Origin of the sequence: Proteocatella sphenisci DSM 23131, from assembly GCF_000423525.1 — a bacterium.
GTDB classification, from domain to species: Bacteria; Bacillota; Clostridia; order Peptostreptococcales; family Filifactoraceae; genus Proteocatella; species Proteocatella sphenisci.
The window spans coordinates 47,708-68,108 of record NZ_AUID01000015.1 but is presented as its reverse complement, the minus strand read 5'-3'; the positions used below and the strand labels follow the sequence as shown (position 1 = coordinate 68,108).

At 38.6% G+C, this 20,401-nt stretch carries 20 protein-coding genes, 1 tRNA gene and 1 other annotated feature; of the genes, 8 read left to right on the top strand and 13 right to left on the bottom strand.

The window, feature by feature from the left end:
- The 4 genes from tuf to G558_RS0107110 form a co-directional block, all read right to left on the bottom strand.
- Window positions 1–899 (bottom strand): elongation factor Tu (gene tuf, locus G558_RS0107125; protein WP_028829564.1); only part of this gene is annotated, 899 nt, incomplete at its 3' end.
- A 48-nt stretch (window positions 900–947) separates the two neighbouring features.
- Window positions 948–1,023: transfer RNA gene (locus tag G558_RS0107120), tRNA-Thr, on the bottom strand.
- A 133-nt stretch (window positions 1,024–1,156) separates the two neighbouring features.
- Entirely contained in the window at window positions 1,157–1,699 is a 543-nt protein-coding gene (locus G558_RS0107115) for a beta-class carbonic anhydrase (protein WP_028829563.1), read from the bottom strand.
- Between the two features lie 123 nt (window positions 1,700–1,822).
- Window positions 1,823–2,419 carry a nitroreductase family protein gene (locus G558_RS0107110; protein WP_028829562.1) on the bottom strand — a complete coding sequence of 199 codons (597 nt, stop codon included), beginning with the start codon at window positions 2,417–2,419 and terminating at the stop codon, window positions 1,823–1,825.
- Window positions 2,420–2,643: 224 nt separating this feature from the next.
- Window positions 2,644–2,881, top strand: a binding site (T-box leader).
- Between the two features lie 110 nt (window positions 2,882–2,991).
- Here G558_RS0107110 and ilvB point away from each other — a divergent pair.
- The 5 genes from ilvB to G558_RS0107085 are packed head-to-tail and all read left to right on the top strand — an operon-like array spanning window position 2,992 to window position 9,155.
- Window positions 2,992–4,659, top strand: a complete 1,668-nt coding sequence (gene ilvB / locus G558_RS0107105; RefSeq protein WP_028829561.1) for a biosynthetic-type acetolactate synthase large subunit — start codon at window positions 2,992–2,994, stop codon at window positions 4,657–4,659.
- Between the two features lie 30 nt (window positions 4,660–4,689).
- Complete coding sequence (gene ilvN, locus G558_RS0107100) at window positions 4,690–5,202, top strand: acetolactate synthase small subunit (protein ID WP_028829560.1); 513 nt, start codon at window positions 4,690–4,692, stop codon at window positions 5,200–5,202.
- Between the two features lie 54 nt (window positions 5,203–5,256).
- The gene (ilvC, locus tag G558_RS0107095; protein ID WP_028829559.1) at window positions 5,257–6,252 is read left to right on the top strand and encodes a ketol-acid reductoisomerase; all 996 of its coding nucleotides are present in this window, start codon (window positions 5,257–5,259) and stop codon (window positions 6,250–6,252) included.
- Between the two features lie 9 nt (window positions 6,253–6,261).
- A complete protein-coding gene (gene ilvD, locus G558_RS0107090) occupies window positions 6,262–7,926 on the top strand; it encodes a dihydroxy-acid dehydratase (protein ID WP_028829558.1) in 1,665 nt (554 codons plus the stop codon).
- Window positions 7,926–9,155 (top strand): ATP-binding protein, encoded by a 1,230-nt coding sequence (locus G558_RS0107085; RefSeq protein WP_036931759.1) that lies wholly within the window; start codon window positions 7,926–7,928, stop codon window positions 9,153–9,155. The genes ilvD and G558_RS0107085 overlap by 1 nt, the downstream gene beginning before the upstream one ends.
- Before the next feature lie 112 nt (window positions 9,156–9,267).
- Here the strand turns inward: G558_RS0107085 and G558_RS0107080 are convergent, their stop codons facing one another.
- From G558_RS0107080 to pdxR, 5 genes are all read right to left on the bottom strand, one after another.
- The gene (locus G558_RS0107080; protein WP_028829556.1) at window positions 9,268–10,311 is read right to left on the bottom strand and encodes a GerMN domain-containing protein; all 1,044 of its coding nucleotides are present in this window, start codon (window positions 10,309–10,311) and stop codon (window positions 9,268–9,270) included.
- Between the two features lie 66 nt (window positions 10,312–10,377).
- The gene (locus G558_RS0107075; RefSeq protein WP_051188558.1) at window positions 10,378–12,156 is read right to left on the bottom strand and encodes a bifunctional metallophosphatase/5'-nucleotidase; all 1,779 of its coding nucleotides are present in this window, start codon (window positions 12,154–12,156) and stop codon (window positions 10,378–10,380) included.
- A gap of 40 nt (window positions 12,157–12,196) precedes the next feature.
- Window positions 12,197–13,441 (bottom strand): aminotransferase class I/II-fold pyridoxal phosphate-dependent enzyme, encoded by a 1,245-nt coding sequence (locus G558_RS0107070; RefSeq protein ID WP_028829554.1) that lies wholly within the window; start codon window positions 13,439–13,441, stop codon window positions 12,197–12,199.
- 46 nt (window positions 13,442–13,487) lie between these two features.
- Window positions 13,488–14,543 (bottom strand): butyrate kinase, encoded by a 1,056-nt coding sequence (gene buk, locus G558_RS0107065; protein ID WP_156888529.1) that lies wholly within the window; start codon window positions 14,541–14,543, stop codon window positions 13,488–13,490.
- Between the two features lie 80 nt (window positions 14,544–14,623).
- Complete coding sequence (gene pdxR / locus G558_RS12655) at window positions 14,624–16,027, bottom strand: MocR-like pyridoxine biosynthesis transcription factor PdxR (protein WP_051188555.1); 1,404 nt, start codon at window positions 16,025–16,027, stop codon at window positions 14,624–14,626.
- A 126-nt stretch (window positions 16,028–16,153) separates the two neighbouring features.
- Here pdxR and G558_RS13390 point away from each other — a divergent pair, with 126 nt between their 5' ends.
- The 3 genes from G558_RS13390 to G558_RS0107045 all read left to right on the top strand — a co-directional run bounded on the left by G558_RS13390 (window position 16,154) and on the right by G558_RS0107045 (window position 17,715).
- Window positions 16,154–16,945 (top strand): ECF transporter S component, encoded by a 792-nt coding sequence (locus G558_RS13390; RefSeq protein ID WP_051188553.1) that lies wholly within the window; start codon window positions 16,154–16,156, stop codon window positions 16,943–16,945.
- Between the two features lie 163 nt (window positions 16,946–17,108).
- On the top strand, window positions 17,109–17,315 hold the full coding sequence (locus G558_RS0107050; protein WP_028829552.1) for a helix-turn-helix transcriptional regulator: 207 nt from the start codon (window positions 17,109–17,111) through the stop codon (window positions 17,313–17,315).
- Window positions 17,308–17,715: a hypothetical protein gene (locus G558_RS0107045; RefSeq protein ID WP_028829551.1), complete on the top strand. Its 408-nt coding sequence runs from the start codon at window positions 17,308–17,310 to the stop codon at window positions 17,713–17,715. Before G558_RS0107050 ends, G558_RS0107045 begins: the two co-directional genes overlap by 8 nt.
- A gap of 74 nt (window positions 17,716–17,789) precedes the next feature.
- Here G558_RS0107045 and G558_RS0107040 read toward each other — a convergent pair whose 3' ends face one another.
- The 4 genes from G558_RS0107040 to G558_RS0107025 form a co-directional block, all read right to left on the bottom strand.
- On the bottom strand, window positions 17,790–18,020 hold the full coding sequence (locus G558_RS0107040) for a thioredoxin family protein (protein ID WP_028829550.1): 231 nt from the start codon (window positions 18,018–18,020) through the stop codon (window positions 17,790–17,792).
- 16 nt (window positions 18,021–18,036) lie between these two features.
- The gene (locus tag G558_RS0107035) at window positions 18,037–19,041 is read right to left on the bottom strand and encodes a permease (RefSeq protein WP_028829549.1); all 1,005 of its coding nucleotides are present in this window, start codon (window positions 19,039–19,041) and stop codon (window positions 18,037–18,039) included.
- A 27-nt stretch (window positions 19,042–19,068) separates the two neighbouring features.
- Window positions 19,069–19,422, bottom strand: coding sequence for an ArsR/SmtB family transcription factor (locus G558_RS0107030; protein ID WP_028829548.1), 354 nt, complete (start codon window positions 19,420–19,422; stop codon window positions 19,069–19,071).
- A 200-nt stretch (window positions 19,423–19,622) separates the two neighbouring features.
- Entirely contained in the window at window positions 19,623–20,399 is a 777-nt protein-coding gene (locus G558_RS0107025) for a phosphatase (protein WP_051188551.1), read from the bottom strand.
- Window positions 20,400–20,401 lie beyond the last annotated feature (2 nt).

Genomic DNA, 20,401 nt, shown 5'->3' with positions numbered 1-20,401 from the left:
CCTGGCTTCGCCATTACCTGTCCTCTTTCAATCTCGTCTCTTGCTACTCCTCTAAGAAGTGCTCCTATATTGTCTCCTGCTTGCGCCTGATCAAGAAGCTTTCTGAACATCTCTACTCCTGTTACTATTACTTTTCTTGGAACTTCTGTAAGTCCAACTACTTCTACTTCGTCAGATACTTTAAGGATTCCTCTTTCAACTCTTCCTGTTGCAACTGTTCCTCTACCTGAGATTGAGAATACGTCCTCAACTGGCATAAGGAATGGCTTGTCTATTGCTCTTACTGGCTCTGGGATAAATGTGTCGATTGCATCAAACAATTCGATAATTTTATCTCCCCATGGACCCGTTGGATCTTCAAGAGCTTTAAGTGCTGATCCTCTTATTATTGGAGTATCATCTCCTGGATAATCATAGTCACTAAGAAGTTCTCTTACTTCCATTTCTACAAGCTCAAGAAGCTCTTCGTCGTCTACCATATCACATTTGTTAAGGAATACTACGATGTATGGTACTCCAACCTGTCTTGAAAGAAGGATATGCTCTCTAGTTTGAGGCATTGGACCGTCTGCTGCTGAACATACAAGGATAGCTCCGTCCATTTGTGCTGCTCCTGTGATCATGTTCTTTACGTAGTCAGCATGGCCTGGGCAGTCAACGTGTGCGTAGTGTCTGTTTGGAGTCTCGTACTCAACGTGTGATGTTGATATTGTGATTCCTCTTTCTCTTTCTTCTGGTGCTTTATCTATTTTGTCAAAGTCTACTGCTGATCCAAAACCATATCTTTCATGAAGTGTTTTTGTGATTGCTGCTGTAAGTGTTGTTTTACCGTGGTCAACGTGTCCTATTGTTCCAACGTTAACGTGTGGTTTATTTCTTTCGAATTTAGCCTTAGCCATTGTTTTATTCCTCCTCAAAAAAATCGATAAGTAAGTTTTATTAATTTTTGGAGCTCACGAGCGGATTCGAACCGCCGACCTCCGCCTTACCAAGGCGACGCTCTGCCGACTGAGCCACGTGAGCATAATTACCCTCTATATTTTATATAAGTTTAGTGACTTTTGTCAATAGTCTATTTAGTTTTAGCCTCACCTCATACAATTTTATTTTATCATTAATATAGAATTTTTACAACCAAAATTTTCTATCTATTTACTTACTCCGTTTCCGTAAGTTCTCCAGTGGTGGAATCAATAACAAATCCTCTTATACTTATACTATCTGGAATTAGGGGATGCTCCTTAAGCGTCTTTAGACTGGCCTTTACAGAATCCTCAACACACTCAAATCCACTTAACCATGACTCAAAATCTATACCGCAATAATCAATCAGGTTTAGAGTTTCTTCAGATACTCCTCTTTCTTTCATTTTTCCAATAAGTTTTGCACTGTCCATATGCTGGGTACCACAGTCTGTATGGCCTATTACCATTATTTCTTCTACTCCAAGGTCATATATGGCAACTATGAGACTTCTAACTACACTTCCAAAGGGATGCGCTATAGCTCCACCAGCATTTTTAATCATCTTTGCATCTCCATTTTTTATTCCAAGTGCTTCTGGCAAAAGCGCTGTAAGTCTTGTATCCATACAAGACAAAACTGCTATCTTCTTATCTGGATATTTGTTAGTGATAAACTTGTCATATCCTTTTTCCTCTACAAATTTTCTGTTGTGACTTAGTATGTCTTCTATCATTATTGACCCTTGCTTTCCTCAAAAATTTAAAGACTCATACCCCTTTTAGAATATGAGTCAGTTGAGTTGATGTATTAAGAATATTATACATAATTTTCAAAGATTTTCAATAAAAATGTACTTTTATTTTTCAAACACAAAAACTCTTTCTTCTAAATCCATAAATTCTTTGTCCCCTGGATGAGATACTATATTTCCAAAAGGCATCTGCGCACTCAGTTTCCAGCCCTTGTCCAGAGTCCACTCTTGTTTTACTGCATCTTCAATCAGTTCATTATAATGCTGCAGCGATGCTCCAAGGCCTTCCTGTCCAAGAGCTACCCATACAGAGTGCTGGACCATTCCATTTGCCTGCTGGGCCCATATTCCAAAATTTTCACTGTATAATGGAAATTTTGCCTTTAGTCCATCTGTGGTAGTGCTGTCATCAAAGAAAAGCACGGTTCCAAATCCCGCCTTAAAAGAATTTATCTTAACTTCTGTGGGTTCAAATTTTTCTGGAGCTACTACTTTTCTGAGTTTTTCCATAGTAATATCCCATAATCTGTCATGATGTTTTCCAAAAAGTACCACTATCCTTGCACTTTGTGAGTTAAATGCAGAAGGGGTGTGCTTTACAGCTTCTTTTACTATTTCTGTTATTTTATCCTCTGATATTTTTACAGCTCTTCCTATATCATAATGAGACCTTCTATTTTTTAAAGCATTCATAAATTCCATGTTGTTTCCTCCTGATTTCTAAAAAAATCGAACACATTATCATATTCATATATACTAATCCATATTTTTAATATACCCTCTAAAAAAAAAATTAAAACAAAATAATTCCTGCATTCAATATGATAAACGTTTTCTTATCTTTCTTGTAATTGCAATATTCGAAAAATACAGAAAAATGTGTTGACTTTTTTTCAAAAAGAATTATACTGTTAATAAATCCAAATTTAAAAACGATGAATGGAACCAGTAATATTGATTTGTCTCTACAGAGAGCTGTTGAAATGATGAAAAACAGTGAGCCTTTCTATATGAATATCCTCCATGAGTTGTCCGCTGAAATACTTTTAAAATAAGCGAGACTGGTTTGCACCCATTAGCGTGCACGGCATTGACTGATGCCTGAGAGGTTGCTTAGTGCAACAAAAAGAGTGGTACCGCAGAGAATTTTCCTCTGTCTCTTTATTTATCCAACACAATATTTGTGAAGGATTAGAGACAGAGGTTTTTTTATACCCTTAAGTAATTATCAGAATATTTCTTGAATACATTTTTTTTAAAAAGGAGGTCATTAAATGCAATTAACAGGATCACAGATAATAGCAGAAGTACTATTAGAACAGGGTACAGACACAATTTTTGGATACCCGGGAGGAACAGTCCTCAATATATATGATGAATTATACAAATACCAGGACAAGCTAAGACACGTCACAACTGCACATGAACAAGGAGCCACTCATGCTGCAGATGGATATGCAAGATCTACAGGTAAAACTGGAGTAGTTCTTGTAACTTCAGGACCAGGAGCCACTAATGCGGTCACCGGAATTGCAACTGCATATATGGATTCTATCCCAATGGTAGTTATAACTGGTAACGTATCATGTAATCTCATTGGAAAAGACAGTTTTCAAGAAGTCTATACAGAAGGGATATCATTCCCTATAACAAAGCATAGCTTTTCTGTGAGAAATATAGAAAAACTCGCAGACAACCTGAGAGATGCTTTTCGTATAGCTCAATCCGGCCGGCCCGGTCCTGTTCTTGTAGACATTCCTAAAGATATAACCGCTGATACATGTGAATTTACATCAAAAGAAAGAGAAGTTGCTCACACGAAAAACCTTTACACTATGGATCAGATCCATGAAGCTGCAGCGCTTATCAATAATGCTCAAAAACCAGTAGTCTATTATGGCGGTGGAGTTGTATCTGCAGACGCATCTGAGCTTCTTTATAATTTAGTTCATAAGGCCTTCATTCCTTCTTGTCACACCATAATGGGTACTGGGGTCCTAAGTTACAACGATCCTCTAGAACTTGGAATTATAGGTATGCATGGTACAGTTTCGGCTGGCCTTGCAGTCAAAAACTGTGATTTACTTATTGCTATAGGCGCTCGTTTTTCTGATCGCGTTGCCACAGACGTCAGCAAATTTGCAGATGGAGCTAAAATAATACAAATTGATATCGATCCAAGCGAACTCAATAAAAATGTACTGGTGGACATAGGCATAGTAGGAAACATGCACGATATCCTTAATAATCTTCTCCCTCTTGTTAATCCATCTGATGATGAACAGTGGATGAATCAGATTGCTAAATGGCAGGATGAGCTTGACTACAAGCCAGAAGATTCAGATAAAGTTATAAAACCCCACCAATTGTTTGCAGTACTTGAAAAGGTAACAGATTTGAACACCATAATTGCCACTGACGTTGGCCAGCATCAGATGTGGGCTTCGCAGTACTGTGGAAGAACAAAAGCAAGATCATTTCTAACATCCGGAGGCCTTGGTACCATGGGTTACGGATACGGAGCCGCAATAGGAGCTCAGATAGGAAATCCTGACAGCCGCGTTATTCATATAACTGGAGACGGGAGCTTTCATATGAACCTTAATGAGTTATGTACTACTGTAAGTTATGAGCTCCCGGTAATAACTATAATCTTAAATAATTCCGTTCTTGGAATGGTAAGACAATGGCAGACAAAATTCTATGAACAAAGATATTCATGCACTTCCCTTGAAAGAAAGACAGATTTTGTAAAAATCGCTGAGGCTTTTGGCGGGAGAGGATATAGAGCTGAAAATATAGCTGAATTTGAAAAAGCGCTTGAGCTGGCCCTTCAAAATAAAAATGGCCCTACGTTGATAGATTGCGTAATAGACAAAGACGAGTCTGTATATCCTATGATCCCTGCTGGCAAATCAATAGATGATGTAATGCTTGCATAAAAACACTTACGTAAAAAGGAGGTTTAAAATATGAAAAAATATGTACTGGTAATGATAGTTTATGATCACCCAGGAGTACTTGCAAGGATTTCCAGTCTGTTTTGCAAAAAAGGATTTAACATAAATTCTATTACTACTTCTACAACCACTGAAGATGACATATCCAGAGTGACATTTTCAGTGCTTGCAGAAAGAGATTCCGTTGAAGCCCTTATAAAGCAGACAGAAAAACTTGAAGAAGTGAGGAAAACATTTATTCTTGAAGAGGAAACTTCTCTTTTTAGAGAACTTCTTCTTCTTAAGATAAAATTAAACCAGGGACAAGTTACAGATGTTAAAGAAATAGCCGAAATATTTGGAGCAAGAATACTCGATTTGAACTTAGATTCATTAATTCTTGAACTTACAGGCAAGGAAAGTAAAATAGATGCATTCATTAATGTAATGGGTAACTACCAGGTAATTGAATCATGCCGAACGGGTGTTACCGGCATGGAAAGAGGAAGTCTTACAAGCTCTACAGATCTAAAAGACACACTTTAATTACACTGTATACAATTTAATTAAGCTATATAAAATTTAATGGAGGATAAGAAAATGATAAAAATGTATTATGAGAAAGATTGTAATTTAGATTTACTTAATGGAAAAACTGTAGCTGTTATAGGATATGGATCACAGGGCCATGCACATGCTCTAAACCTTAAAGAAAGCGGCATAGATGTAGTGGTAGGACTAAGAAAAGACTCTCCAAGCCGTGAGAAAGCTGAAGCTCAGGGTCTTAAGGTTGCAGAAGTTGCCGATGCTGTAAAGCAGGCTCAACTGGTTATGATTCTTCTTCCAGACGAGAGACAAGCCGATGTATATTACAGTGAAATAGCTCCAAACCTTAACGATGGAGCTTGCCTTATGTTTGCACACGGATTTAATATACATTTCCTTCAGATTACTCCACCAACAAATGTTGACGTTGTAATGGTGGCTCCAAAAGGACCTGGCCATACAGTAAGAACTCAATATCAGGAAGGAAAAGGAGTACCTTCACTTATAGCTATCCATCAGGATTATTCAGGAAAAGCCAAAGATCTTGCGATGGCATATGCTGCAGGAATCGGAGCTGGCAGAGCTGGAATACTTGAAACAACATTCAAAGAAGAAACTGAGACCGACTTATTCGGAGAGCAGGCTGTACTTTGCGGTGGGGTTACAGAGCTTATGAAAGCTGGATTTGACACTCTTGTAGAAGCTGGGTATTCTCCAGAGATGGCTTACTTTGAATGTATCCACGAAATGAAGCTTATAGTTGACCTTATAAATGACGGTGGATTTGCGATGATGAGATATTCAATATCAGACACAGCTGAATATGGAGACTACAGAACCGGAAGAAGAATAATAACAGAAGATACAAGAAAAGAAATGAAAAAAATCCTTTCTGAAATACAAAGAGGAGAATTCGCGAGCGAGTGGGTAGCTGAAAACCAAGCCGGAAGAAGAGCTAAATTCCTTGCTACAAGAAGAGTTGAAGCTGCACATCCACTTGAAGCTGTGGGCGCACAGTTAAGAAAAATGATGAGCTGGTTAAAAAAATAGGAGGCAATTATGGAGTTAAGAAGTCATCAGGTTACAAAAGGGGTAGAAAGAGCCCCTAACCGTTCCCTTTTCTATGCTATGGGTTATACTGAAGAAGAGCTTTCGAGACCACTTGTCGGCGTTGTCTCTGCTCACAGTGAAATAGTACCAGGGCACATACATCTCGACAAGATCGCAGAGGCAGTAAAGGCCGGAATCAGGATGGCGGGCGGAACCCCAATCATGGTTCCTGCAATAGGAGTATGTGACGGAATCGCAATGGGACACGATGGCATGAGATATTCCCTTGCCTCAAGAGAACTCATAGCAGATTCAGTTGAGACAATGGCTAATGCACACTGTTTTGATGCACTGGTACTGGTTCCAAACTGTGACAAAATTGTCCCTGGAATGATCATGGGAGCGGCAAGAATAAACATCCCTGCAATAGTTGCAAGCGGTGGACCAATGCTTGCCGGTAAAGTTGGGGAAAGAGAAGTAAGTCTTTCTGTCTTGTTTGAAGCAGCCGGAGCAAAAAAGGCAAATCTCATAGACGATGCAGAACTGGCGGAGTTTGAAAACAATTCCTGCCCTGGATGTGGTTCATGTTCTGGAATGTATACGGCAAACAGTATGAACTGCCTTTCAGAAGCCATCGGACTTGCCCTTCCAGGAAACGGAACTATTCCAGCCGTTTACAGTCAGAGAATTCAGCTTGCGAAAAAGAGCGGAATGAAAATAATGGAGCTTATTGAAAAAGATATAAAGCCAAGAGACATCCTCACTCCAGAGTCATTTAGAAATGCACTCTGCGCAGAAATGGCGCTTGGGTGCTCCACAAACAGTGTACTTCACCTTCTTGCAATAGCTCATGAGGCTGAGGTAAAACTGGATCTCGAGCTTATAAACGAGATCAGCAACCTGGTTCCAAATCTTTGCCACCTTGCACCTGCAGGAGAGGCACATATACAAGACTTAAATGAAGCCGGAGGAATAAGTGCTCTATACAGTGAATTGGCAAAAAAAGGATTCCTTAATTTAGATGTAATCACAGCAACTGGAACTACGCTTGGCGAGAATCTCAAAGGCGCATTTAATAAAAGACCAGATATAATAAGGCCTATCGATAATCCATACAGTGAAAATGGTGGAATCGCAATACTTTGGGGCAACATTGCAAAGGATGGCTGCGTCGTAAAAAGATCTGCCGTAGCACCTCAAATGATGCGTCACACAGGACCAGCAAGGGTTTTTGACAGCGAAGAAGAAGCTATAGAGGTAATCTACAAGGGTGGCATAAACTCAGGAGACGTTGTAGTAATAAGATACGAAGGTCCAAAAGGTGGACCTGGCATGAGAGAAATGCTAAACCCTACTTCTGCTCTGGCAGGCATGAAACTTGACAAAGAAGTTGCACTTGTTACAGACGGAAGGTTCAGTGGTGCCTCAAGAGGAGCTTCTATAGGGCACGTATCCCCAGAAGCTGCTGAAGGCGGAAATATAGCTCTCATAAAAGAAAATGACCTCATAGAGATTGACATCCCTGCAAACAGGATAAATGTAAAAGTTTCAGACGAAGAACTGAACCTTAGAAGAAGTACTTTCAAACCCAAAGAACCTGTTGTAACAAAAGGTTGGCTGGCAAGATATTCCAGACTCGCGGGCTCAGCAAACACAGGAGCGGTAATGATATAATGAAAGATCTTGCAAAACTTTACAAAAAAGTTCAGACACTCGTGATATTTAGCAGTTTACCCCAAGATGAAGCTTTGAATAAGCTGAACTTACTCATGGAACATCTATGTACCCTAAGTGAATACCAAGATAAACTGGACCTTAACAATCAGGCAATAGCACTCAAGTACTACAGTGAATTTGTCGGAGAGCTTTATGAAAAAAGTGGCGGAAACCTCAGCGACCATATAATAAACCTTATACTTGATGACCAGAACGTCTACAGCAAGTCTTTATCTCTAAAAAGAGAAGTCCCAGCTTCTCTTAAAGAATGTCTTGCAAAAGAACTTGACACCCTAAGCCAGCTTTCTCTTTTGCAGAGCACTACGCTTAAGCAGAAAATTGGATACGAAGGCTTTCTTTTGGAATATACTGTGACTGAGCATGATTTTGAAAAGCTTTATCTGGAAAGAATTTCCCAGATTCACCAGAAAGGCTTTGGAAAATTTGCAAAACACAGTACATTCATGCTTGAAGACGAAACCCTTATTCCAGTTCAAAAACCTGACAAGACTTCACTTTCTGACCTTATGGGTTATCGAGCTCAAAGAAGACAGGTAATAGACAATACAAAGGCTCTTATCAATGGAAACAGAGCTGCCAACATACTTTTGTACGGAGACGCTGGAACTGGAAAGTCGGCTACGGTTAAAGCTCTGGCAAATGACATGTTTGATCAGGGACTGAGGCTTATTGAAATCAAGAAATCACAGTATTCAAGGATTCCAAAACTGATGGATACCCTTTCTACCAACCCTCTTAAATTCATACTTTTTATTGATGATCTTTCATTCAGTAAAGATGACGATGACTTTTCTTCACTTAAAGCCATCCTGGAGGGCTCAGTATCATCAAAATCTGATAATATTACCATTTATGCAACCAGCAACAGAAGGCATTTTGTAAAAGAGTCCTTTTCCGAAAGAGATGGAGATGATCTTCATTTCAGCGAGACCATGGAAGAAATATCTTCCCTGAGCGACAGATTTGGACTTACCATAACTTTTTCAAGGCCGAACAAAGAAGAATACCTGAGCATAGTATTCGAACTTGCTGAAAAACTTGGACTTAACGTTTCTCATGATCAGCTATCCGTTAAGGCAGAAGCATTTGCCATAAGGCGAAGTGGCCGTTCTCCAAGGGTTGCAAAACATTTTGTGGAACTTATGAACAGCGGAGTAATAACATAGTTTTCCAGATTTACCCTGCTGTCCCTAAATAGTACACCCAAAAGAAAGAAGCCGATTCATAAATTGTGAATTAGCTTCTTTCTTTATATATCAATACCTATTTAAATATTTCTTATTCGGCTTCCGCAAAGATATAGTCTTCTTTTTCAAGTACTATGTGTCCAGATTCATATACCCCGCCATCAATTGTTAAAGACATTTTTTCACTCGTTGCATAACTTCTAAGTGTATTTGCAAGGCACTGCAGTATAAGCGACTCATAGTATGAGCCCGCATTCATTTCTGTAACAAACTCCTTACTTAAATCTATTCTTGCAGTTGAGGTCTCCTGTTCAAAATACAGACTGTTTATCTGCGCATTTTCTCCTATAACGCCTACTGCATTTTCAGGAACATTACTTTTGAAAGCTTGTGTCAAAACTTTTTCTGCACTGTCATTTGTAGCAAATTCCAGCTTTACATCTGTTTTCTGGAGCTTTTCTTCTTCATCAGGATAATACAGACTTACATCCTGAGTAATCTTTTTATCTTTTTCTATATTTTCAAGAGCCGATATAACTTGTTCTCCATTTGATTCAAATACTGATTTTACAAGTCCAATCCCGCTTACATAGTAATCCATAGTTTTAGAATCCGCATACTCGGTGACTACTTCTATTGCCGTGTAGTCCCCCGATGGAGTTTGCACCTTCGCATCCACGCCTGTAATCATCCTCTTTGACCCGTCTTCAAGTGTCCACGATGTTCCTTCTTCAAGAGGCTCCATAAGCAGAACTTCCTGAGAATTATTCTCTCTTAAGGTCATGTCTTCTCTGTGGTATGTCTCAGCCTGAGTGAATGATTTTATCAGTTTGTCTCCGTCTATCCTGTAAACGCTTGCCGTTTCAGTTCCTCCATTGTTTACTCTTAGCTGAATTGCGTCATCAGTCTTATAATCCACCCACGAAATATAGCGTGCATATTCGTTTCCTCTTCCCTCGTAATAATACATGGTGTTTTCTTCAGACTGGATGAAATTTTCAAGTTCAAGTTTAAGTTCTATGGGTTCTGGAGGCTTTTCAGCATCAGGTTCATTTGGTTGGGGAAGTGCATTGCACCCAGACATTACGAGCATCGCAGCTAAAAAAGAAGCAATAATTTTTCCATATTTTTTCATAAATTTTTCCTCCTTTGAATATAAGAGAAAGGCCCGGAAATTAACTTTCCCGGGCCTTCAATTAATTTATGCAGCCTTGTTAAGCGCTTCTATCACATTGTTAAGTTCTTTTATATCTACCCATGTTTTCCCAGCTTTTATTGCAGGGACATACATAAATTCTGATGCTATATTGCTGTCTGAATCTACAGCAGTATAAGCTTTTTCATTTACCTTAAGCTGTATCTTTGATCCCGCTCCTGTTTCTGCATCGGTTTTCATAAGATTAACTGCTTTTGTCTTAGCATCAAATACAACTTTGAATCCACGAGCTTCAGCAAAGTATCTTAACTCTCCAATATTATTAACGTTCATTCTAGTCTCGAATTCACCATTTACTTCACCCTCTTGCGCGATGTAAGCAAGAAGCGTATCCATGAGCGTATTGTATTCTTTTGCAACAGGGTAAGGCTTGAACATTTCATAACCATCTCCACCTGCTGCCATAAAGTCATTTGTAACTACTGAATAAGTCTTGTTCATATCAAGTAGCTGACCATTTACTTTTACATCCGTTATTCTGTTTGCCGGCTCGGCGCCTGCATTAAGTGTGAATGTTACTCCCGCAACGTGAGGGAATGCTCCTTTTTCAACCGGGTAATCCCCTGCTCCATGAGCAAGTGCTGCTGCAAGGTCGCTTCCCTTTATTTCTTTTACCATCACAGTATTTCCAAATGGGAACACTGTAACAAGGTCTTTCATAGTTATATCCCCAGTTTCAATAGAGGCTCTGATTCCTCCACCGTTAGTAATTGCAACGTCTGCTCCCGTAAGATCTATCATAGCATTTGTAGCAAGCTGTCCAAGATTTGTCTCACCGGTTCTTGCCGCGGTTCTTTCTCCGTTAAGTTTTGCAGAGGTCTTTCCTACAACCTTTGAAAGTACGGCATCTTGAGCTGTTGATACATTTGCTATTGCCGCAAGAATTTCAGCTTTTGGCTCCACAGCTGCAAAATCAGAATAAGCAAGAAGACTTGCCTTCTTATCTGTAACTTTATTATTATCTAAGGTAATCTCTACTTTTCCCACGTTTTTAAGTGCCGTGTTTGCACTCGCTATAAGTGTATCCCCAACCATAAGGCCTTCAGGAAGTGCCGTGTGGCTGTGACCGTCTATTATCAAATCTATTCCATCAACAGCTTCTGCCACCTTGTCAGATGTATAATCTCCCTCATAAAGTCCGAGGTGAGCAAGCATTATAACCACATCAACATTTTCTTTTTCTTTAAGGTCCTTAACTGATTTTGAAGCATTTGCTATCATGTCAGCAAATTCATATCCTTTGATATTATTTGGATGAGTCTTGAATAAAGTTTCTGGAGTTGTAATTCCAAATATTCCAACCTTAAGATCGCCAACATTTTTGACTACATATGAAGGAAAAACTTGTGTTCCACCCTTGTATACGTTTGCTGAAACCATCGGGAAATTAATCTTTTTGTAGATTTCCATAAGGTTGTCTGCCCCAAAATCAAATTCATGATTTCCAGGAACCATCGCATCATAGCCTACAAGGTTAACAACTGGTATTACGCTGTTACCTTTTTCAAGATTGGCAAAAGGCAAACCCTGAAACATATCGCCTGCATCTACCAAAAGTACGTCTTCAGATTTTCTGAGGTTTTCAACATAAGAATCCAGTTTTGCAAATCCTATTACCGCTTTTCCATCGTCTGAAACATTTGCATGTGTGTCGTTTGTATGAATGATTGTAAGTGTCTCCTTTTCCTGAGCAAATCCAGGATAAGTAAAAATACTGGTAATTACCATTACTGAAGTTAGTAATCTGCTGATTCTTTTTTTCATATTCTCCTCCATCAAACAAATAAATTAAGTTAATAAAATTCTATTTTAGTTCATCTATTGCCTTCTTTATTATAGCCGGAGCCTTTGCACAGTTTTCTTCAGATACTGCACATACTGCAAATCTTACTCCCATTTCAAGGGGTACAGCAAACACATTATACTGCGTAAGTTTTTCTACTACTGCCTTTGGGTCTTTATGCGGTATAGATGTAAAGAACCCGTCTCTGTACGGAAGTATTTCCAGTCCAATTTCCTCCGAAGCTTTTACAAAAGCTGCTGCTCTTGATCTTAGCATGTTTTTATACTTAAGGAGTTCCTCGGAGTATGCCTCCAGTTTATCTGGATTATTTTCTATCTCAGACATAACTTCCATGGCGCACCTGGTGCCATTTGACCAGTTGGCTCTACCTGCGTGAAGACATGCGTAATAAAAATCTTCTGCTACATCTTCATTGGATGATATTCCTATCGCCGCTCCTGATCTGAGTCCATACATTGTATACCCTTTTGACATACTGTACCCAACAACAATAAGAATATTTTCAGGAAGTCCAGAGAATTTTTTAAAGAACTCTCTTCTTTCCATGCCTTGACCTGCAAAATCTATATAGGCAGTATCCACAAAAAGTATCAGTCTTTTTTCACTGTCCTTGGCCTTATTTTTCATAACATCGAGAACCTTATCCCACTCTTCATCCGAAAGACTGTATCCCGTGGGATTTTGTGCAGGGGAGTTTATTATTGTAAGTACCATATTTTGTTCATCTGCAAGTGCATCAAAATTTTCTTTGAATGATTCTATATTAAACTCGTTTTTTTCATTGAAAAGTTTGTGGTGGGTAAGACTTCTTCCTACATCTCCAGCTATAGTAGAGTATGCCGACCAAAACCAGTCCGAAACAAGGATTTTATCTCCAGGATTCGTATAAGTCCACACCGCATGCTTTACAGCACCTGTTCCTCCTGGCGTGGCAATTGTCCTTATGTGGGCATCTGGTCTAAATTCCCCAAAACACGCTTTTTCTACTGCCTTTAAAAAGTCAGGCTGTCCCGCAAGCGCCGCATATGCCGCAATTTTTGCATTAGGCAGATTTTTAAGTACACTGTATACGCTGTCCATGCATACAAGATCGCCCTCATCATCAACAAGTGCACCAATTGTCGCATCTATAACCTTGTCTTTTCCAAACTTGTTCTGTGCTTCTTTTGCTCTTCCCGCGATTGCAAAAATCGGATCATTTTCTCTTGGCCACTGTGCATGTTTTGCCGTCATTCTTATTCCCATTTCATACCTCCAGATTTTTATGGTAATGTTAACATTTTAAAAATACTTATTCGGTAAAAATATGTGCTGTTTCTTCTCCGGCAAGAACTCTGTACGCTCCAAAGGCAAGAGACTCAAGTTCATTTTCACCCGGAAGCAATTTTACAGGCGCTATAAACTTTACTTTTTTCGTAATATATTCTGTTATAAATTTAGAATATGCAATTCCGCCTGTTATTACAATTGCATGGACTTCTCCGTCAAGTACAACCGCAAGCTCTCCAATTGATTTTGCAATCTGATACGCCATAGCTTCGTATACCAGCTTTGCCCTCTCATCTCCGGCATCTATTCTTTTTTGAACTTCAAGTGCACTGTTTGTATCAAGAAGCGAAACCAGGCCGCCATTTCCTCTAACCATTTTTTTTATATCATTTATCTCGTATTTGGAACATATATTGATGAAATTTTTTATAGGAAGTCTTCCAGAGCGTTCAGGCGAAAATGGGCCTTCATCATCAGACACTATGTCTATCATCTTCCCTTCTTTATGAGCACTAAGAGATATTCCTCCACCAAGATGGGCCACTACAAGATTCATGTTAGCATATGTATCCCCCATCTGCTCGGCTGTCTTTATGGCTGCGGCTCTCATATTTAGGCAGTGAGACTGACTGGCTCTTACTATTTCTTTGAGCCCTGTTACTCTTGCCACATCAGATAGTTCATCGACTGAAACCGAATCATATATATATGCAGGAATTCCCGCCGTATCTGCTATATCTTTTGCTATGAGCCCGCCTAGATTTGAAGCGTGTTCAAGCACCGGTCTGTTGAGAAGCACATCTGCCATTACATCATTTACCTCGTAAGCCCCAGACTTAACCGGCGGAAGGAGTCCTCCTCTTCCAACTGCAGCGCTAAGCATATCTGTAGAATATCCATGTTTTGAAAGTGTCTCCATGATGTGATTCTTTCTCATAGAATACTGTGATGCTATAGTTGGGTACTGGGAAAGTTCCTCACTTGAATGTTCAATTGATTCTTTGAACAGCAGGTCCTTGTCTTCATAGAGACCTATTTTTGTAGATGTTGATCCCGGATTTATTGCTAAAATTTTCATAATTTCTTATCCTCCAATTTATTAAGTTATCTTTATTCTACCACTTCATGAATACGTTTTCAAGCGTAGTTAAACATTTACTATTCTCTTATTATATTTGCAATGACATCCGTTATCTCTTCAAATCTGCTGATGTCTAGATTAAAAAAATAGAGCATGAACATAGGCCTCCTGATTTTTTTGAGTCCTCTGACATAATCGCTGAATGAAGTTGCCTTTATACCAGCTATATTTATCTTTTCTACTACTTCTAATTCAGATTTTCCAGACTTTATCTCAAGTATTATATAAAGCCCCGACGAATTGCTTACAACGTCCATTATATCAGCATATCTTTTCTTTATTATGCTGGTCATGAGCATGCTTTTTTCAGCATATATCCTTCTTATCCTCCTTATATGTTTCTGATAATAACCTTCCTTCATGAACCGGCTCAGTGTCAATTGATCCACCTTTGAGCACCCCTGGGCATAATTGTTCTTCATACTCATATAATTTTTTTTTATGGGCTCTGGCATGACCATGTAACTTATTCTTATAGAAGGCAAGAGCGTAGAAGAAAACGACCCTGCATATATGACCCTGTCATTCTTGTCTAGGCCTTTGAGTGCAGGTACAGGCTTTCCTGTATATCTGAGCTCACTGTCATAGTCATCTTCAATTATATATTTTTCATTTTCCATTGCCCAGCTCAATACCTGCATCCTTTTTGCTATAGGCATGACCGCACCCGTGGGAAATTGATGAGAAGGACTTATATAAACTATATCTGGGTCTGTTTTTTTAAGTATATCCATATCAATGCCATTTTCTTCTATATCTATGGATGTCACGTCATAAGAATAATCACGAAATATATTCTGACTTAGGACAAAACCTGGATTCTCAAAACTTATGGATTCTTTTTCCAGTTTTTTAAAAATTACACACAGCATTACCATTATCTGCTGCACACCTGCCCCAACTACTATGTCTTCCGCCTTACAGTAAACGCCTCTGGACTGATATACATATTTTGCTATTCCCCGCCTCAGTTCTTGCTCTCCTTGTGCCTCCGCATCGGTGAGAAGCTCCATGGTTTTATATGTGAGTACGTGATTGCTGCATTTCTTCCACTTTACAAAATCAAATGAAGTGTCATCATGATATTTAAGATATTCTGATGATGGCACTTCTTCTGCCGCATGCTTGTTAGAAAAATGCTCCCTTTCATCATCTTCTAAAATTTCCTCAAGTATTATGTGACTTACATAATAACCCGATTTTAATTTACTATAGATATATCCTTCTATCATGAGCTGATCATAGGCTGTCTGAATAGTCGTCTTACTTACACCTGTTTTCTCGGAGATTCCTCTGATAGAGGGCAGTTTTTCATCGGGCCTCAGCCTTCCTGTTTCAATCTCATTTTTTATATATTTATACAATTGCTGATAAAGTGGTTCCTCGCTGGTATAATCCAGTACTGGCAATATTTCTTTCATATAAAACTCCAATCTGTACTCTTTGAAATTTCGAAAACTGACTCTTTTTTAATATACAATTTATTGTATAATATATTATATAAGCATAATTGTCAATCTACATACACTGAGAAACGAGGTATAAACATGAACAAATCAAGAGAATCAAATAATAAAACTAGTCTACTGGTACTGACCGGACTTATGACCGCACTGGTTACAATAGCAACGATGTTTCTTATGGTACCAGTTCCATTTACTGGCGGATACATCCACCTTGGAGACAGCATGATATTCATATCAGTCCTACTGCTTGGATGGAAAAGAGGCGGATTTGCAGCTGGGGTTGGCTCTATGATGGCCGACCTATTTGCAGGATACGCAAACTGGGCTCCCTGGACCCTTGTAATAAAACTTGTTATGGCCATAATAATGGGTCTATGCATAGAACTTGCAAGAAAAAACAAAAGAAACTTGGCCGGTATAAGCATAGCGACTGCAGCTTCATGGCTGGGATTCAATTTCGTGCTTGGAGGCATAATTTCATCCCAGGCTCTTTCTAATCCTCAGGTACTTGTTGATAGCGCTGAGCTTGGATCTTTAGATGCTCTACCTGCATTTATTTCTGAGGTTCAATCACAAATAATGATAGGAGCCCTTCTGATTCCTCTTTTTCTGATAATAGCTGCTGTATATATGAAGAAGAAAAACAACATAAGGATTCCTGTATATATTATTATCTCAATGACATTCGCGGGGCTTTGGATGGTGTTTGCCTATTACATCGCCGGGGGACTCCTCTACGCAAACTTTGCAGTTTCAGCCCTGAGCGTACCTTGGAATATGATTCAGTTCCTCCTTGGTTTTGTAATAGCAATGGTAATTTATTCAGCGCTGATGAGAACCCCTGCAAAAAAACTTTTCAAGATTTCACTTTAACTAAATACACTAAATTATTGATAAATCGTACTAAAGACAGGCTACAGTTTGAATAAACTGCATCCTGTCTTTTTTGTTGACAATCTCAGAAATTATTGTTATCATTAATGTAAAGTTAACTTTACATTAATTTGAAATATGACCTGCACGGGAGGTGAAATGCTTGAAAAACAGGCTGGAAGAAATAAGAAACGAGAGATGCCTCAACCAGGAAGACCTCGCCAGAGCACTTTGCGTTTCACGTCAGACCATAAGCTCGCTTGAAAACGGAAGATACAATCCTTCCATACTTCTTGCATTCAAGATTGCAAGATATTTTTCAATGAGCATTGAGGATATTTTTATTTTTGAGGAGGAACCCGATGGATAACATAAGAAAGAAAGAATACTATTATATACTGCTTGCCATAACTGGAGCAGCCATGTTCATTATATCTCTTTTGAAGGGAGTAAGTGATTCCTACTGGCCCGGAATGGGTCTTGGTTTTGTGATCATATCCGCTCTCAGACTGGTTCAGATACACAGGTACAGGACAGATGAAGGCTATGCGAAAAAAACAGACATAGAAAACAGTGACGAAAGAAACAGATTCCTTGCAGAAAAAGCCAGGAGCATAACATTTTCCTACTCTATCCTGCTCGAGGCTGTCGCAGTGATAATTCTCAGGATTATGGGGAGAAATGAAGCCAGCACAGTTACCGGCCTTTTGATGTGCGTTCAGCTGTCTGTGTACTGGGCAGGTTATTTCTATCTTAAGCGAAAATACTAATGCTGAATCTTAAAAAGGGAATGGCATATCTTCCAAAGTCTCTGCCATTCCCTTTACTTGTTTTTTTCCTTTTATTATTTAAGAAATTTCTTAATATCTTCTGCTGAAAGTACCTTGCCCATAGATTTGACTTTTTCATCAATAACAAGAGCGGGAGTTTTCATTACTCCATATGCCATTATTTCCTGGAGTTCCTCAACTTTTTCTACAGTTGCTTCTATTCCAAGTGACTTTACCGCTTCTTTAGCATTTTCTTCCAATTTTTTACAGCTTGCACATCCTGTTCCAAGTATTTTTATTACCATCTTCATTTCCTCCTTTTTAGATAAAGAGATAAGCAAAAGCATTAAAAGCAAATCCTATTACCAATATGCCTGCTGTTACTATCCCAAAGAATACACCCAACAATTTAGGCTTTACAACTTTTTTTAACATTATCAGAGAAGGAAGTGAAAGGGCCGTTACTCCCATCATGAAAGAAAGTGCAGTTCCAATCCCAACCCCCTTACCTACAAGTGCCTCTGCAATAGGAAGCGTGCCAAATATGTCTGCATACATAGGTATTCCTGCAAATGTTGCCACGAAAACTGAGTACCATTTGTCCTGGCCAAGTACTGCCGCAATAAGTGCTTCGGGTATCCAGTTGTGTATAGCTGCACCTATTCCAACTCCAATAATTACATAGAGCCATACTCTTTTCACTATATCTTTTACCTGGTCTTTACCAAAATTTATTCTATCCCTGACAGTTAGCTCCTCTTCTTCTACTTCTATCATCTTGTTACTGAAGACAAAATCCTCCACCTGATCTTCAAGCTTTGCTCTGCTTATTATGCTTCCTCCAATTACTGCAAGGACAAGACCCACTACTACATACGCAATGGCAATCTTCCAATTAAATATGCTCGCAAGGAGTATTACCGATGCAAGGTCTACAAGAGGTGAAGATATAAGAAAAGAAAAAGTAACTCCTATAGGAAGCCCTGCGCTCGTAAAACCTATAAAAAGTGGAATTGATGAACAGGAACAAAATGGAGTTACCGTTCCAAGCAGCGCTCCAAGTATATTTGCTGAGATTCCGTTATATTTCCCAAGTATCTTACGTGTTTTTTCCGGTGGAAAGAAGCTCTGTATATAAGAAATAGAAAAAATCAGTACAGAAAGCAGTATGAATATCTTTATTACATCATATATAAAGAAGTGTATACTTCCACCCAGCCTTTCAGCCAGGCTTAATCCAAATACATTCTCCACAAGCAGCTTTACTATATTATAAAGCCAATCCATCTTCAGGACCTGACTGTTGATCCATTTAAAAATAATCATAATTCCATCTCCTTCTTACTAATAAGATTATTTATTTAAGCTGACTCCACATTGACTTAGATAAATATCCTTATCACTTATTCTTTTTCTGTCTTCCAAAAGCTGGGGATATGATTCCACGTCATCTTCTATATTTTTTATTATCTCATTTAATACTATATTATTTTTTTTGAGTGCATAATACACAAATTTTTCTTTTCTTTCATCTTTTACGAGATCCATATCTCTTAGTTTTGAAAGATTTTGCGATATTCTTGGCTGTGGTATATTAAGTATCCCACTTATTTCACATACACACATAGCTTCTTTGTTAAGTAGCATTATCATCCTAAGTCTTGTCTCGTCAGACAACAGCTTGAATATGTTTGTTAATCTGTTCATTTAAGGCACCTCTGCTTCTAATCTCATATTTCTAATCATCATATGCGCATTTGTTAATATGTACATATTAATCCTAAATCATACCCTTGTCAATATAATTTTTTTCTCAATATCTATTATATAAAACTGAAAAAAATGGTATGCAATCGTAACTTGCATACCATTTTTTTGGAGTTTTTATCTATATTCATTATCAGCTTTTAATCTACATCAGTTGCGATCCCTCTTTCATGAAGGTATTTCATGAGTTTTTCGGGTTCGTTCATAACAAGCTTTTCTGGAAAATCAATTTCATCGAGCAGCATTATCGATCTGTCAAATCTTCCTATCTCAGAGTTTATATGTGCATCGGTTGAAAGTATTATCTTTACTTCGTGTTTCATACAAAGCTCTGCAATGTTTTGACAGTTAGTCCTGCTTCCTTTTCTTGACCCATTTCCAAGAGATGAGTTGTTTATCTCTATCATGATGTCTTTTTCTTTTGCAAGTTTTACAATTTTTTCCTGATCTATAGGATAGTTTGGATTCCCGATGTGGCCCAAAATTATAATCTCACTGTATCTGTTTACGGCATTTATTATTGACTGAGTGTTTTCTTCAAGGCTCATAGGTGCAACTACCAGCTCATGAAGACTTGCTATGCAGTAATCCATGACTTTTTTGAATCGTTCAAAACCCGGGTCAACGTCACCCTCTGCATTCATAATATTGAGCTCGCATCCTCGCAGAACTGTTACATCTTTTATTTTCCTTGGTATTATTCTCATATTATGAAAGTATGCCTCATGAGGGCCTCCCGGGAAATGAGGTCCATGCTCTGAAAATCCAAGTATTTTCATGCCTTCTTTACTGCAAAAATCTATGTTCTCCATAAGCGTTGTATATGCGTGCCCACTTACTATACTGTGGGTATGAAGGTCTGATTTAAATTTCCATTTTGCATCTTCTAAAGTATTTCCCTGTTTTACTGTATACATAA

Coding starts and splice junctions, on each gene's coding strand:
- G558_RS0107115 (WP_028829563.1), bottom strand. CDS start 1,699: ATGATAGAAGACATACTAAGTCACAACAGAAAATTTGTAGAGGAAAAA.
- G558_RS0107110 (WP_028829562.1), bottom strand. CDS start 2,419: ATGGAATTTATGAATGCTTTAAAAAATAGAAGGTCTCATTATGATATA.
- ilvB (WP_028829561.1), top strand. CDS start 2,992: ATGCAATTAACAGGATCACAGATAATAGCAGAAGTACTATTAGAACAG.
- ilvN (WP_028829560.1), top strand. CDS start 4,690: ATGAAAAAATATGTACTGGTAATGATAGTTTATGATCACCCAGGAGTA.
- ilvC (WP_028829559.1), top strand. CDS start 5,257: ATGATAAAAATGTATTATGAGAAAGATTGTAATTTAGATTTACTTAAT.
- ilvD (WP_028829558.1), top strand. CDS start 6,262: ATGGAGTTAAGAAGTCATCAGGTTACAAAAGGGGTAGAAAGAGCCCCT.
- G558_RS0107085 (WP_036931759.1), top strand. CDS start 7,926: ATGAAAGATCTTGCAAAACTTTACAAAAAAGTTCAGACACTCGTGATA.
- G558_RS0107080 (WP_028829556.1), bottom strand. CDS start 10,311: ATGAAAAAATATGGAAAAATTATTGCTTCTTTTTTAGCTGCGATGCTC.
- G558_RS0107075 (WP_051188558.1), bottom strand. CDS start 12,156: ATGAAAAAAAGAATCAGCAGATTACTAACTTCAGTAATGGTAATTACC.
- G558_RS0107070 (WP_028829554.1), bottom strand. CDS start 13,441: ATGGGAATAAGAATGACGGCAAAACATGCACAGTGGCCAAGAGAAAAT.
- buk (WP_156888529.1), bottom strand. CDS start 14,543: ATGAAAATTTTAGCAATAAATCCGGGATCAACATCTACAAAAATAGGT.
- pdxR (WP_051188555.1), bottom strand. CDS start 16,027: ATGAAAGAAATATTGCCAGTACTGGATTATACCAGCGAGGAACCACTT.
- G558_RS13390 (WP_051188553.1), top strand. CDS start 16,154: ATGAACAAATCAAGAGAATCAAATAATAAAACTAGTCTACTGGTACTG.
- G558_RS0107045 (WP_028829551.1), top strand. CDS start 17,308: ATGGATAACATAAGAAAGAAAGAATACTATTATATACTGCTTGCCATA.
- G558_RS0107040 (WP_028829550.1), bottom strand. CDS start 18,020: ATGGTAATAAAAATACTTGGAACAGGATGTGCAAGCTGTAAAAAATTG.
- G558_RS0107035 (WP_028829549.1), bottom strand. CDS start 19,041: ATGATTATTTTTAAATGGATCAACAGTCAGGTCCTGAAGATGGATTGG.
- G558_RS0107030 (WP_028829548.1), bottom strand. CDS start 19,422: ATGAACAGATTAACAAACATATTCAAGCTGTTGTCTGACGAGACAAGA.
- G558_RS0107025 (WP_051188551.1), bottom strand. CDS start 20,399: ATGTATACAGTAAAACAGGGAAATACTTTAGAAGATGCAAAATGGAAA.